This is a genomic window from Candidatus Endomicrobiellum agilis (assembly GCF_020328115.1).
In the GTDB taxonomy this organism is placed as follows: domain Bacteria; phylum Elusimicrobiota; class Endomicrobiia; order Endomicrobiales; family Endomicrobiaceae; genus Endomicrobiellum; species Endomicrobiellum agilis.
This window is the reverse complement of record NZ_JAIXMW010000001.1, coordinates 1-13,404: the sequence shown is the minus strand read 5'-3', so window position 1 is coordinate 13,404 and position 13,404 is coordinate 1. Positions and strand designations below refer to the sequence as shown.

At 35.2% G+C, this 13,404-nt stretch carries 16 protein-coding genes and 1 tRNA gene; all 17 read right to left on the bottom strand.

Features of this window, described 5'->3' with window-relative positions; translation table 11 throughout:
• A complete protein-coding gene (locus tag LE179_RS00085; protein WP_374128342.1) occupies positions 1-960 on the bottom strand; it encodes an NGG1p interacting factor NIF3 in 960 nt (319 codons plus the stop codon).
• A gap of 74 nt (positions 961-1,034) precedes the next feature.
• Positions 1,035-1,241: a 30S ribosomal protein S21 gene (rpsU, locus tag LE179_RS00080; protein WP_374128341.1), complete on the bottom strand. Its 207-nt coding sequence runs from the start codon at positions 1,239-1,241 to the stop codon at positions 1,035-1,037.
• Positions 1,242-1,293: 52 nt separating this feature from the next.
• The gene (locus tag LE179_RS00075; protein WP_374128340.1) at positions 1,294-1,641 is read right to left on the bottom strand and encodes a histidine triad nucleotide-binding protein; all 348 of its coding nucleotides are present in this window, start codon (positions 1,639-1,641) and stop codon (positions 1,294-1,296) included.
• Positions 1,642-2,362: 721 nt separating this feature from the next.
• Entirely contained in the window at positions 2,363-3,247 is an 885-nt protein-coding gene (gene ribF, locus LE179_RS00070; protein WP_374128339.1) for a riboflavin biosynthesis protein RibF, read from the bottom strand.
• A gap of 54 nt (positions 3,248-3,301) precedes the next feature.
• Positions 3,302-3,529 carry a hypothetical protein gene (locus LE179_RS00065; RefSeq protein ID WP_374128338.1) on the bottom strand — a complete coding sequence of 76 codons (228 nt, stop codon included), beginning with the start codon at positions 3,527-3,529 and terminating at the stop codon, positions 3,302-3,304.
• Positions 3,530-3,981: 452 nt separating this feature from the next.
• Entirely contained in the window at positions 3,982-4,968 is a 987-nt protein-coding gene (locus LE179_RS00060; protein ID WP_374128337.1) for a bifunctional oligoribonuclease/PAP phosphatase NrnA, read from the bottom strand.
• Between the two features lie 154 nt (positions 4,969-5,122).
• The gene (gene rbfA / locus LE179_RS00055; protein WP_374128336.1) at positions 5,123-5,476 is read right to left on the bottom strand and encodes a 30S ribosome-binding factor RbfA; all 354 of its coding nucleotides are present in this window, start codon (positions 5,474-5,476) and stop codon (positions 5,123-5,125) included.
• Between the two features lie 378 nt (positions 5,477-5,854).
• Positions 5,855-8,119 (bottom strand): translation initiation factor IF-2, encoded by a 2,265-nt coding sequence (gene infB, locus LE179_RS00050; protein WP_374128335.1) that lies wholly within the window; start codon positions 8,117-8,119, stop codon positions 5,855-5,857.
• A gap of 12 nt (positions 8,120-8,131) precedes the next feature.
• Positions 8,132-9,388, bottom strand: a complete 1,257-nt coding sequence (gene nusA / locus LE179_RS00045; protein ID WP_374128334.1) for a transcription termination factor NusA — start codon at positions 9,386-9,388, stop codon at positions 8,132-8,134.
• Between the two features lie 9 nt (positions 9,389-9,397).
• On the bottom strand, positions 9,398-9,853 hold the full coding sequence (gene rimP / locus LE179_RS00040; RefSeq protein WP_374128333.1) for a ribosome maturation factor RimP: 456 nt from the start codon (positions 9,851-9,853) through the stop codon (positions 9,398-9,400).
• A gap of 77 nt (positions 9,854-9,930) precedes the next feature.
• Positions 9,931-10,656: a 50S ribosomal protein L1 gene (gene rplA / locus LE179_RS00035; RefSeq protein ID WP_374128332.1), complete on the bottom strand. Its 726-nt coding sequence runs from the start codon at positions 10,654-10,656 to the stop codon at positions 9,931-9,933.
• A gap of 178 nt (positions 10,657-10,834) precedes the next feature.
• The gene (rplK, locus tag LE179_RS00030; RefSeq protein ID WP_374128331.1) at positions 10,835-11,269 is read right to left on the bottom strand and encodes a 50S ribosomal protein L11; all 435 of its coding nucleotides are present in this window, start codon (positions 11,267-11,269) and stop codon (positions 10,835-10,837) included.
• A gap of 94 nt (positions 11,270-11,363) precedes the next feature.
• Complete coding sequence (gene nusG, locus LE179_RS00025) at positions 11,364-11,894, bottom strand: transcription termination/antitermination protein NusG (RefSeq protein WP_374128330.1); 531 nt, start codon at positions 11,892-11,894, stop codon at positions 11,364-11,366.
• 13 nt (positions 11,895-11,907) lie between these two features.
• A complete protein-coding gene (gene secE, locus LE179_RS00020; protein ID WP_374128329.1) occupies positions 11,908-12,096 on the bottom strand; it encodes a preprotein translocase subunit SecE in 189 nt (62 codons plus the stop codon).
• A gap of 29 nt (positions 12,097-12,125) precedes the next feature.
• Positions 12,126-12,196: transfer RNA gene (locus tag LE179_RS00015), tRNA-Trp, on the bottom strand.
• A 188-nt stretch (positions 12,197-12,384) separates the two neighbouring features.
• Positions 12,385-12,564, bottom strand: a complete 180-nt coding sequence (locus LE179_RS00010; RefSeq protein WP_374128328.1) for a hypothetical protein — start codon at positions 12,562-12,564, stop codon at positions 12,385-12,387.
• 474 nt (positions 12,565-13,038) lie between these two features.
• Positions 13,039-13,191, bottom strand: a complete 153-nt coding sequence (gene rpmG, locus LE179_RS00005) for a 50S ribosomal protein L33 (protein WP_374128327.1) — start codon at positions 13,189-13,191, stop codon at positions 13,039-13,041.
• Between the last annotated feature and the right edge of the window lie 213 nt (positions 13,192-13,404).

Genomic DNA, 13,404 nt, shown 5'->3' with positions numbered 1-13,404 from the left:
TTACCTTCTGAACCTTCTGAAACCCGAACACTCTATAAATTCAAATTTTTCAGGAGCTTCGCTTTCTAATTTGTCAAAAAGCAGATTTAAACCCAAATTATCAGATGAAATATGTCCTGCCAAAACAACATTTAAATAATGTTTCTCCGCTTCCTTAACTGCTCTGGTGCTCAAATGCATTGAAATAATTGTTCCAACTCCCGCAGCTTTAAGCCCTTCAAAAGATTCGAGAGGACCTTCCGTGCCGCCTGTCATATCAACAAAAACTTTTCCGCAACGCGAATAATCACTCCCGTTTAAAATAAACGGCGCATGCCCAACTTTTGACGCATGCTGATATTCAGGATACTTATTTAACAGTTCCACAATCTCTTTCAAATATACTGGATTTAAAGCATTGATTTCATTTTGTAAAAACGCAGTCACATGGTTGTCCGCAACACTGTGCGCAGTCATAAGAGGTACACCTAAAAGCTTTGCAGCATCATAAACTCTTTCATTATTCTGAGGAAGCACACTCCTCTGTACCTCTTTCATTCTTTTGGAAACAATTTTTTCGGCAACATTTATCGGAATACCCTGCTTATTTAAAATATCTGCTTGCATTTCCAAAACACTGTAAAACGTTGAATAGGCATACCCCTCAGGATGATGTGCTATGACCAAATCAATTTCAATGCCTGAGTTCATAAGCTGTTTTGCAAGTAAAAGCTCTTGACTCTCTATGTCTATACCGACCATAACAGTTCTAACTTCGGTATTTTCATCACCGTAAAGAATTCTTGAATCATAATAAGGGTTTGTAAGACTTTCCATATCGTAATTCTCTTTCTTTTTACCTGAAAGAGCATCATATTCTTCTTTGCGCTTCGATAAATCCAGCTTAACAATATTTACGCCCCTCGGATCTGTCTCAATCCCTTCCTTTATAAATAATTTATGTATGTCCTTTAATTTCATTTTTCATAGCCTCAAAATAAAAGGGAGTCGTATGTCGTCAATACATCTAAACATAACTCCCTTCTTATTTTCAATTACTTTGACCATCTACTATCTTTAACCATTTTGCGACGGATTTTCCTTTTCGTTTCTGCAAGTCTCTCTTTTTTCAAAACGCTTGGAGTCTTGTAAAATTCACGTTTCTTTATTTCTTGCATTACTCCGTTTCTTTCACACTCTCTTTTAAAACGTCTTATAGCTTCTTCAATAGACTCGCCTTCGCGCACTTTAACGTTGACCATTTTTTTCTAAAGCACCGCCTTTCTTAAAAAAGATTAGTTTTTTATTTTCACATTATCCGGGCGGCCAGCTAAAAACCCGACCTCCTAGAAGATGATAATGGATATGAAGAACAGTTTGTCCGCCGTCCGCACCGCAGTTATTTACTATACGAAATCCGTTTTTCATTTCAGGAAACTGCTTCGCTATTTTTGACATGACAATCTGAACATTGCCCAATATTTTTTCGTCTTCTTCCGAGACAGTGTCTAACCCGACTATATGCTTTTTGGGAATAATCAATATATGAATCGGTGCCTGCGGATTTATATCTTTAAAAGCAAAAATTTTCTCGTCTTCGTATATCTTATAAGACGGAATCTCTCCTTTGGCTATTTTGCAGAAAAGACAATTCTTTGACATTTAAAATCCCTTTATTTATTATGACTACCTCATATATAATACAAAAATAATTAAAAATTGTATCCCATTTAGAAAAAGTATTAATTTACCTGTATTAGCTAGATAAATATGATGCGATATTTTAAAATTATCGATTAGTATCATTTATAATATTTATAAATCCACCCCGCCTCAGTGTTCTGTCATATCTTTATACCAGCATATCTTCAAGCATTCTTGGATTGGATCGCCGAATACCTGCTTTATTTTCTATCCTTTTAATTCCGGTTAAATTGCTTTAGATACTTTTATCTTAATTCTTATGTCTTCTTTTACTTATTTCTTCACTTTTTAATTCCCAAACCCTGTTTCTTTTAACCGTTTTCTCCAAAGGTTTATTACTTTCATCTCGGCTTTAATATCTATTTTATCCTTTTTTCAGCATATCTCACCAAATTATCTACAAAATATATCAAAGCTCTGCGATATGTATTCCAAAAACGGAATTTTTATTGTTCCCGATATAAGCAGTAGATAATAATTTTCACTCTGCGTAAAGAAACGCTGCTCAGAAAATTTTGATATAAAAAAATCTTCAGAAATATATCCTCATGTTATGTCAGAAAGTACAAGGAAACAGATAATAAACCATAAGTTTTTCATAAAAGGAATCAACTGTTTTAAAACTGCAAAAGCAACCGAATACAACACATTGCCGTTCTATATGCAAGAATAATATCTTTCACCCCGTTTTCTGATTTTTAAAAAGTCGCAATGCCATTGATACATCCTTTAAAATCTGAGCTTTAAGCGCCTTACTATCCACAAATTTTTTTTCATCTCTTATTTTTTTCAAAAGCATAACTCTGGTTTGTAACTTTTTCCATGTCCCTTTAAAATCCAAAATGTGTGTCTCTGGAACAATTTTATTTCCCCTGTCAAAAGTAGAGCGTATCCCTATGCTTGTAAGAGAAGGATATATTCTTTTATTCTGCGTTATAAGACTTATGTAAACTCCCTTGGGGAGAAGTTTATCACTATCTACACGGAGATTAACTGTAGGAAATCCAAGCTTTTTACCCGCGCCTTTTTCGTTAAACGGAATTCCCGTAAAAAAATAATTTCTGCCAAGTAGTCTTGCTGCATTTTTTACATCACCTTTTTCAATTAATATCCTTATATAAGACGATGAAATTTGTCTTGAAGCGTCCTTTAAAGGCTCAACTATATCAATTCTTATATTCTTTTCTCTCGTTTTTTTCTTAAGCCATTCAATGTCTCCCTTTCTGTCTTTCCCAAAAGCAAAATCAGAGCCACACACTATTTCGGAAACATTAAGCATTTTACATAGAAATTTATCAAAAAATTCGTTGGGGTCACAGGAGAGAATTTCCGAATGAATTTCTATTATAAAAATTTCATCTGCCCCTAAAAATTTAATTTCTTCTATTTTTTCTTCGTATGTCGTAAGCAGACCCTTTACCTTTTTAATGGGCTCTTCAAGCACAATTATTACACTTCTTAAATTATTCTTTTTTGCGGCACACAAAGTTTTATTTACGAGAAATCTGTGACCTTTATGCACTCCATCAAAAGTTCCGATGGTTATTGCCGATTTTCTTATCATTTTATACTCATTGGATATGTCTGCCGAAAGCTTTACCTTTCAGCAACTGTTTTTTTATTTGTAGTAACGGTAAACCAGAATTAGAGCGATTCTAAACGAGGGTATCAATTTCTCAATTATTTTACTAGCACTGCCCGTATCTTTAAGTCTCAAAGCAAATATATCTATTCTTTCTCTTTTCAAAGTCTTAACTGTTATGTCGCACTCTAAAATACTTCCAAACTCCTGCGCTAAAGTTTTTATGTAAGTTCCGCTGAAAAGCCTGAGAAACTTTATCTCCAAATATTTTAACTATCTTTTTATATATTTTCATATTTGAAATGCCGTTTTTGGAAACTACATTTTTATCTAAATAATTTTATCCAGCGGAAAGAAACTTAAACAAATCTTATCTCTTTTCACGAATTTATCGTTTTGCCTACCAAAGTAAGTAAAAATCTTGTAATATCAATATCTAAAGCATCGCATACTCCGACGACTTAACGTTTAAAACTATTTTTATTCTACTTTTTTATTGGACAACTTCAAACAAAATAATATCCTTATGGTTTACACGTCAAACTATTATAGCTTCGAGATATAACTGATTAACTCATACAAACATATACAGCACCGACCGAATCCTCCAAAATCTCACCTACTTTGTAAAAAACAAAAACACCGTCCGGCGAACAATCTAGACAAAACATACAAATATACAGAAAAACTGCCACAGCACAATATACTTGTACGTGTTAACCGCCCATGAGCTTCTCTTTTAAAACGCTGCTTATCATCTTGATTGAAGCATTCATTCCCTCTTTAATAGTACATCCTGCGGCATTTTTATGGCCACCGCCTTCAAACCTGCACACAATTTCTAAAACATTAAAAGTGTTCACTGAACGACAGCTTATTTTTGTGGTTTTCTTATCTATTTCTTTGAAAAGACAGCCGACTTTTACGCCTTTTATTCTTAAAGTATAATTTACTATGCCATTATCGTCACCATCTCTTGCACCGCTTTTCTTAAACATATCTCTTGTTAAAACAACATAAGAAACGCTATTATTAAAAATCGTTTTTATTCCACATAAAGCAATTCCCTTTAACTTTAAAGCGTTGATAGAACTATTTTCATAAACTTTTCTATAAATTTCATTTATGTTTATGCCATACTCCATAAGTTTTACACAAGCAATATGCGAATTAGAAGTAGTGTTTATCTGTTGGAAACGACCTGTATCAGTCAATATGCCCGTATAAAGATTCTCCGCTTCGCTTTTAGTAAGTTTAATTTTCATATATTCTAAAATATTCAATATGAGTTCTGCGGTTGACGATGAAGATGGAACAATATAATTTACAGTTCCGAAATCAGTATAAGTTAAATGATGGTCTATATTGATTACTTTTTTTGATTGACCCGGAGTAATTATATCACCCATTCTTGAAAAGTTAATCGATTCTAAAATTATCGCACAATCAAATATGTCAGTTTTCTTTGCTGACTTTTTTATTTCACTCGAACCCTTAAGAAATCTTAAAAAATCTGGTACCTCGTCAGCACAGTAAACACATGCTTTCTTACCTAACCTATTTAAAACAGACGCAAGAGCCAAAGCTGAACCGAGACTGTCGCCATCTGGTTTCATATGACCGGCAATAAAGAATGTTTTTGATTGTTTGATTATTTTGGAGATTTCTGAAATTTTCTTCAAATCGTTCTTATTTAAATTCATACGCAACGACATTTCTCTCCCCATAAATGAGTCAAAGTATTCAATTTTTTCTTTACAAATTTATTTACATATCTGCAATTAAACGCATAGTCCTTACTGACGTACGTATATCGAAACAATTATTGATTTGCACACACAAACTCAAAAGATATCACTATTTTTTTTCTTCTTCTATTTTTTTGAGTATATCAAATACTTTTGTAGCTTTTTCATTGGTATCATCATAAATAAAAGATATTGTCGGAGTACGTCTTAAATTTAAATGCAAAGCCAGTTGGTGTCTTACCTCTTTTGTATTCTTCTTTAAAACTATATCTGCTTTTTTCTTATCTTCTTCAGAACCTAAAACGGAATAATAAATTTTACAACTTAACAAATCGTCTGTAAGGTTGACACTCATAACCGTAACAACTCCTTCGTCCAAGCCTTTCATCTTCATTACGATTGACGACACAGTCCGATGTATAAGCTCACCTACTCTGACATATCTTTTATACGATAATGGCATATTAACTTCCTTCTAGGTTTATTACTTCGAACTTGATTTCAGAGCCTGTCCCTTTTATTGTGCATTTTAATGGCAAAATACTTGAACTAAAAGACTATGTACAATTGATAAGGAATCATCACTTAAAAATTATGAATGAAACTTCTCACTAGATTTAGAACGATGCTTTATATCAAGCTTTTAGTGACGATGATGAATACTTGACACAAAATAAAGCCGATATTGCAGATTTCTACTGCCGTATCCTTCCTTTAGCGTATACACTTTAACACTAAATTAAAGAGGAGAATTTAAATATCCACAGCTAAACATAAAGATGAAAATTAAAGAGAAGCGCCATGTCATTGCATGGCTTGTTGTTCCGACCTGTCATTTTTATTAACTATCTAGCTTTCTTGCAAATTTCTCCATAGTAAAATTCTCAATTATGTCACCGGGTTTTATATCAGAAAAGTTTTCAAGACCGATTCCACACTCATAGCCTTTTTCAACTTCTTTGGCATCGTCTTTGAATCTTTTTAACGAAGAAATATTTCCCTCAAAAACAATGATGTTATCTCTCAAAAGCCTTATCCTTGCAGCTCTTTGTATTTTCCCGTCGATGACAGAACATCCTGAAATAATCCCATAGCTTGACAGTCTGAATACCTGCTTTACAACGGCTCTGCCGAGTACTTTTTCTTTCATATCAGGAGCAAGCAAGCCTTCCATAGCAGCTTTAACATCTGCAATTAAATCATAAATAATTCTGTAAACACTTATGTTTACCCCTTCTGCTTCCGCAAGTTTTTCAACTGCGGCATCGGGACGTAAGTTAAAACCAATCACTAAAGCATCTGAAGCAACGGCTAAAGCAATATCTGATTCTGTAATTGCACCCGCACCTCTATGTACTATTTTCAAATTTATTTCAGAAGTTGAAAGTCTTTCCAAAGCATCGCTCAACGCTCCTAAAGAACCCTGAACATCTGCTTTCAATATTATTTTCAAATCCTTTACTTGTCCCAAACTTATATCAACAAGTGATAAGTGACGTCTTGGTTTTAAAGAAGCTTCTTTAGCTTTTTCTTTTCTTGACTGTGCAATTTCTCTTGCTTGCGATTCATGATCAACCACAATAAATCTATCGCCTGCCTGCGGAGGCTCGTTCAGTCCTAAAATTTCCACCGGAGTGCTCGGAAGAGCTTCATCAAATCTCTTCCCACAATCATCAATCATCGCTCTTACTTTACCGTAAGTCGTTCCTATAACCAAATTATCAACAATTCTCAAAGTCCCGCCTTGAACCAAAAGCGTCGTTACCGGACCTCTGCGAGAATCGAGTTTCGCCTCAACAACTATTCCTTCAGCTTTTTTATCAGGATTTGCCTTGAGATCCATCATCTCAGCTTTGAGTAAAATCATTTCCAATAACAAATTAATGTTGGTTTTTTGTTTTGCAGAAATATCAATCATTATTGTATCACCGCCCCATTCCTCAGGCACAAGACCATAATTGCTTAATTCCTGTCTTACCTTTTTCGAATCTGAAACAGGCAAATCTATCTTATTTACTGCAACTATAATAGGCACATTCGCGGCTTTGGCATGGTTTATGGCTTCAATTGTCTGCGGCATTACACCATCAGTTGCGGAGACAACAAGCACAACTATATCAGTAGCTTGTGATCCTCTAGAACGCATTGCTGTAAAAATCTCATGACCGGGAGTATCCAAAAACACAATATATTTCCCACCTGGTGCTTTTATTTTGTACGCTCCGATATGCTGCGTAATGCCACCGTGTTCACCCGCAACAATGTTACTATTTCTTATTGTGTCAAGAAGAGAAGTTTTACCGTGGTCAACGTGACCCATAATCGTAACGACCGGCGGACGCACCTTCAATTTTGAAGGATCTTCCTTTTCAGCACTTACCTTTTCATCAGAATAAATTGACACAAACTCCGTATCATAACCGAACTCATTAGTCAAAAGAACAGCTGTATCAATGTCAAGTCTTTGGTTTATAGTAGCAAGACTCCCCAAAGAGAGAAGTTTCTTTAAAACATCGCCAACCTTGAGCTTCATTTTCTCGGCAAGTTCCCTTACGGTTATCAACTCATTTATTAAAATTATCCCTTTATATTTATCTTTAACGGATTCTGTGTTAGCTCCTACCGACTTTGACGCAGCGTTTGGTTTCTCAGTCTTTAGAACAGTCTGTTCCTGTTCTACCGGTTTTTGCTCTATGGTTGTTACATCGGGAGACGACGGAGATGGCAAAACAGCAGTTTCTTGTATTTTTTTTGCCTCAGATTTTTCTTCCGTTCTTTCGTCTTCTACAAAGGTTTGAGAATCATTTTTCTCTTTAACACCTTTATCATCTTCAAGTTTGTGTATTTCCTGTTTTTCTTTTTCCTCAGAAACAACTTTCTTAACAATTTTTCTAACGGTTTTCTTTTTAACAGAGTCAGCTTTTACCCCTTTTGTCTTAACAGATTTTGTTCTTGTTTTCTTAGGCTTAGTCTTAGCCGTTTTCTTAGCAGCTGCAACACTATCGTCTTTACCCTTTTTTAAGGTTTTCTTAGCCGACGATGCAACTTTCCTCTTTGTAGTTTTTTCCTTAGAAACTTCTATTTTATCAATTTGTTTTAATGGCATAAACGCTCCTGCTTATTTTTCAACGCTCTTTTTTGCCGCTTCAATGATTTTTTCAGCGGTTTTAGGACCTATACCGGATAAAGTAGTAATATCGTCAATCGTCAGCAAGGACAATCTTTCTATATTCGTAATCCCCGCTTTTACAAGTGTTTTTATGGTTTTTTCGCTAAGTCCTTCAAGTTCTTCGAGAATTTCAGTCCGCTTTTCAATCCTTTCATTGTCTTCCTGTTTTTTCTGTCCCTCCGATTTCACATCGATATGCCAACCTGTGAGCTTTGCAGCAAGTCTTACATTATGACCATCTTTACCAATAGCTAAAAACAACATATCATCGGTCACCAAAACCTCCGACTTTTTCTCCTCTTCAGAAATAATTAACACGGAAATAACTTTTGCGGGAGACATTGCGCTTGCTATATATTTCGCTGGATCTAAAGAATAAGGCACTAAATCAATTCTCTCACCTTTTAATTCGTCTATTATAGGTTTTACTCTTGCACCTTTTACGCCTACACACGCGCCTACGGGATCAACTTTTGGATTGTGCGATAACACAGCTATTTTTGTTCTCACACCCGGCTCTCTAACCACATTTACTATCTCTACAACCTTTTCATAAATTTCAGGCACTTCAAGTTCAAAAAGTTTTTTTACAAGTTCAATGCTTGCTCTCGATAAAACGACTCCAGAACCTTTGACGTTCTTTTCAACTTTCATAATCACAGCTTTTATATACTGTCCGACGCTGAATTTTTCTCTAAATACTTGTTCATTTAAAGGAAGTATGGCTTCTGTCTTACCCAAATCAACTATGAGATTCCTATTTACTATGCGATATATAACGCCATTTACAATCTGCCCAATTTTTTCTCTCATCTCGTCAAACAGTGAATCTCTTTCGGATTCCCTGATTTTCTGCACTATAACCTGTTTCGCCGTCTGTGCGGCAATACGCGAAAAATCCTGCGTATCAAGAGGTATTCTCACTTCAGCACCAAGTTCCGCATTCTGCCCAAGCTTTTTCGCGTCTTGAACACATATTTCCAAAAGAGGATTTACAACATCTTTGACAACGACCTTTATTACGCTTGCAACCATTTTTCCCAATTCAGGATCAACTTTAGCTTCAACGTTAACATTTTTACCGACATGCTTTTTATATGCTGACACAAGAGCATTTTCTATAACTGCTAAAATATCTTCTTTCTTAATTTTTTTATCTTTTTCAATCTGCTCAAGAGCTATTAAAAGTTCACCCTTTTCCGACATCTCATCCTCCTAAACATCTGTTTCTATATTTGCTTTCTTTATATCCGAAAATTCTATTTCCACAATTCCGTTCGCCACATCGTCTATTTTCATCTTGCCGTCTTTAAAATTTAAAAGAGTTCCCAAAAAACTCCTTTGATTGTTTATGGGCTTAAAAGTTTGTATTCTCACTTTACTCCCAACAAAACGCTTAAAACTTTCTTCTTTTTTTAAAACTCTATTAGGTCCCGGAGAAGAGATTTCCAGGATATAAGAATCTTTTAATATATCACTCTTGTCTAAAAAAGCACTAAAAACATAGCTTATATTTTCACAATCCTTCATTGTTACTCCACCGTTTTTATCAATAAAAATCCTTGCGACCCAACTGCCGACTTCCTTAACATACTGCACATCAACTATTTCTACTTTTTTTTCCGCCGCAATCGGTGCAAGCAAATCTTCTATTTCCTGCGTTTTCTCCATCTATCACTGTCCTCACAAAAGCAAAAGGCAGCCATCAATCAGCCACCTTTCATGTATAGTACAAATTTAAAAAGCAACTATATTTTTTGTTCAACAAATATACCTGGACCCATTGTCGACGAAACAGAAATACTCTTCATATACTGTCCTTTTGAACTTGAAGGCTTCGCTTTGACAACAGCTTCTATCAAAACTTTTATATTATCTGTAAGTTTTTCTTTTTCAAAAGATGCTTTTCCCACCGGAACATGAATTATTCCGAAAGAATCGTTCTTATATTCAATCCTTCCTTTTTTAAGTTCTTCGACTGTCGCGCCGATTTCAAATGTCACCGTCCCTGATTTTGGATTTGGCATAAGACCTTTAGGTCCGAGGATCTTTGCCACCTTGCTTAAATCTTTCATGACGTCAGGCGTTGCAACCAAAACGTCAAAGTCAAGATTACCTTTTGATATATCTTCAATCAAATCATTAGAACCTATAATATCAGCACCCGCTGCTTCAGCTTCTCTCTGTTTTTCACCTTTTGCCAAAACCGCAACTTTTCTTGTTTTTCCGATGCCATGCGGTAGAGATATCGTACCCCTTACCATTTGATCGCTCCGTCTAGGATCAATTCCAAGTTTAATGTGAGCTTCAACAGTCTCGTCAAATTTTGCCGTTGCCATTTCTTTTACAAGAGTTACAGCCTCCATCAGTTTATAAGTTTTACGTTTATCAACTAATTTCGCCGCTTCGCTAAGCCTTTTACTCACTTTTCCTCCTGTGGTTACGTCGAGTATAAACCGACTCCCACTATTCATTTTTATTTTCGTTTATCTTAATACTGAAAAGAACAAAGCAATTTCTACGGCAAGTTCTCTAAACTGTTTCATTCGCAATATAGTATCTATAATATCAGGTAAAAAAAACCCATTGCCGCTAATTCCAAATATTATAGATACTATATTTTCAATTTCTTATTATGCTATATTATGACTACTACTTAACAACATCAATGCCCATGCTCTTTGCAGTCCCTTCGACCATAAGCTTTGCAGCATTTAGGTCTCCATTTGCGTTCAAGTCTGGCATTTTTTGCTTTGCTATTTCTTCTATCTGCGCCGCAGTAATTTTTCCTACTTTATTCCTATTAGGAACTCCTGAAGCTTTCGCAACACCGGCAGCTTTTTTAATCAAAGCAGGAACCGGAGGCATTTTTGTTATAAAAGTAAATGATTTGTCTTCGAATACAGTTATAACCACAGGTATTGTCATTCCTTGCTCCATTTTTTTTGTTCTTTCGTTGAACTGCTTGCAGAAATCCATAATATTTACACCCTGCGGACCTAATGCGGAACCTACCGGCGGTGCCGGATTCGCTCCACCCGCGGGGATTTGTAATTTAATCATTGCTTTCACTTTCTTTGGGGCCATTTTGCATTACTCCTAATATTGCCTCAGCATCACTTGCACACATAACTGAGAATTATTAATATTGAACTTTTTAAGGATTCAATCGTAACTTTTTTTACATTTTTTCAACTTGCAAGAAATCAAGCTCTACTGGTGTAGGTCTTCCAAATATTGTCACCATAACTCTGAGCTTACCCCTCTCATGGTTGATTTCATCTACTATACCAATAAAATGTTTAAACGGTCCTTCAATAATACGGACGTTTTCTTCTTTCTCAAACGATACTGCAGGTCTAGGTTTAGAAGCATCTGGATTAATAACGATGTCAAGAAGACTTTCAACTTCGTTTTGCGCCATAGGGACGGGTTTTACGCCGCCTAAAAAACCTGTAACACCTACAGTATTTCTGATGAGCCAGAAAGTGGTATTATTTACAGTCATTTCGACAAAAACATAGCCGGGATAGAATTTTCTTCTTTTTATTCTCTTTTTATTTTGTTTTACCTCAACCACTTCTTCAGTTGGAACAAGTATTTGCGAAATTACATCGTGCATATTCAAATTTGTAATAGCCATTTCCAAATTTTTCTTTACTTTATCCTCATGTCCTGAATAAGTATGAACAACATACCATTGGTTTACCATTTTTCACTCCAGCTCATAATATAATATTAACAACCAGACCTAAAAGTAAGTCAACAATGCTGACGAAAATAGACATGATAATAACAAATACAATTACCACTGCAGTAGTTCCAACAACTTCTTTTTTACCAAGCCATGTAACTTTTGCAAGTTCATAATATGAGTCTCTAAAAAATTGTAGAGATGCTTTAATTAAATTCATTTTAAACCTTTGTCAATATTATTCAAAAACGGGGGCAGAAGGATTTGAACCTCCAAAGCTGGTTTTGGAGACCAGAAGTTTACCATTAGCTTATGCCCCCCCCCAATACTTGACTTATTGATTACCTTTTACTTTCTTCATTTTTAAACCTTTCAATAGTGTCTTTTCTTGCGTAAGAGATCCACGGGTAATCCTAACTTTTTCTCTTATTTTCTGGCGTTAATTTCGGCTTTCCATATGGATTCATTTACTTTATATCCATATCGACCATCTCTATAGGCTTATTATTTATTTTGCTTCTTCTCCTCCTACAATTAGGTCAATCTCTGAAGCTTTTAGATTATCTTCGTCAAATAACGGCGAGGGTGGCTCATTCTCGAGTATAACAGAGCGTTCTTTGATGTGTTCAGGTGATGATGACGATATCTTCGTCACGCTTTTTCTTTTCCAAAGGTGACTCCTCTTCATCTCTTTTTTCCTCAGCATAAAAATACTCGATTAGGTAGAGAACCGGTTTAGAGGTGTTAGCGTTGTCAATAAAAGTCTTCTTAAATTTCCTTATACGAGGGAACTCTTTATCTTTCTTTCTTGCAGGAGATGTGTCTTTAAAGCTATGAAATTCTGAAAAAGGCGGTACGACTTTAGAATAGCTCCGGTTTCAATCCTATAAAGTCTCATGGTTTTTCGTATTTTTTTCTCTTCTTACTTAAGCTTTTTTTAGGCGCTCCTGCTGATATACCTCTCCATAAGACTTAACACAACCACTGCTCCGAAAGAACCGGAATAGTAAGACAGAGTAACCACATTTTCTTCTAGCTCTGACACATTGTAGTAGTCGCAACAGAACGTCTTCCACAGCTCATAAATAAGGAATAACGCTATTAAGCAACTCTTTCTTATTTATTCACTTCTCTCCGCATATGCTTATCATTACTGTTTTCACTACTTTGTCTCTTTGTGATCAGTACGCTTTCTACAATTTTTACAAAATTTTTTCAACGATAGCTTTCCTTCCTGCTTCTTGCTTCTATCGAAGTAATAATTTCTGTTTTTACATACACTGCATGCCATGGCTATAATAATTCTATCTGCCATTTATTTAATTCTCCGATTACACTTATAATTTTACATTAAAACCAATATTAAAACATACACTTTTCTTCATTTGATCTTCGTTTTCTAAATAAGCGTTAAGTCTTTACTCGCAACAACAGCCAATCAATAATAGTCTTCCCTTTCTCATTCTCAAAAATATATCGCCTTAAAGCATATTTACTAAATACCTCTATCATCACTCAACTATTTCCG

Bases quoted from the DNA above. Each gene is read 5' to 3' on its own strand.
- rimP (WP_374128333.1), bottom strand. From the start codon at position 9,853: ATGGAGAAAACGCAGGAAATAGAAGATTTGCTTGCACCGATTGCGGCG.
- rpsU (WP_374128341.1), bottom strand. From the start codon at position 1,241: ATGGTCAACGTTAAAGTGCGCGAAGGCGAGTCTATTGAAGAAGCTATA.
- secE (WP_374128329.1), bottom strand. From the start codon at position 12,096: ATGAATTTAATTAAAGCATCTCTACAATTTTTTAGAGACTCATATTAT.
- rpmG (WP_374128327.1), bottom strand. From the start codon at position 13,191: ATGGCAGATAGAATTATTATAGCCATGGCATGCAGTGTATGTAAAAAC.
- LE179_RS00075 (WP_374128340.1), bottom strand. From the start codon at position 1,641: ATGTCAAAGAATTGTCTTTTCTGCAAAATAGCCAAAGGAGAGATTCCG.
- LE179_RS00060 (WP_374128337.1), bottom strand. From the start codon at position 4,968: ATGAATTTAAATAAGAACGATTTGAAGAAAATTTCAGAAATCTCCAAA.
- infB (WP_374128335.1), bottom strand. From the start codon at position 8,119: ATGCCATTAAAACAAATTGATAAAATAGAAGTTTCTAAGGAAAAAACT.
- nusA (WP_374128334.1), bottom strand. From the start codon at position 9,388: ATGTCGGAAAAGGGTGAACTTTTAATAGCTCTTGAGCAGATTGAAAAA.
- rplA (WP_374128332.1), bottom strand. From the start codon at position 10,656: ATGAATAGTGGGAGTCGGTTTATACTCGACGTAACCACAGGAGGAAAA.
- LE179_RS00085 (WP_374128342.1), bottom strand. From the start codon at position 960: ATGAAATTAAAGGACATACATAAATTATTTATAAAGGAAGGGATTGAG.
- nusG (WP_374128330.1), bottom strand. From the start codon at position 11,894: ATGGTAAACCAATGGTATGTTGTTCATACTTATTCAGGACATGAGGAT.
- ribF (WP_374128339.1), bottom strand. From the start codon at position 3,247: ATGATAAGAAAATCGGCAATAACCATCGGAACTTTTGATGGAGTGCAT.
- LE179_RS00010 (WP_374128328.1), bottom strand. From the start codon at position 12,564: ATGAAGAGGAGTCACCTTTGGAAAAGAAAAAGCGTGACGAAGATATCG.
- rplK (WP_374128331.1), bottom strand. From the start codon at position 11,269: ATGGCCCCAAAGAAAGTGAAAGCAATGATTAAATTACAAATCCCCGCG.
- rbfA (WP_374128336.1), bottom strand. From the start codon at position 5,476: ATGCCATTATCGTATAAAAGATATGTCAGAGTAGGTGAGCTTATACAT.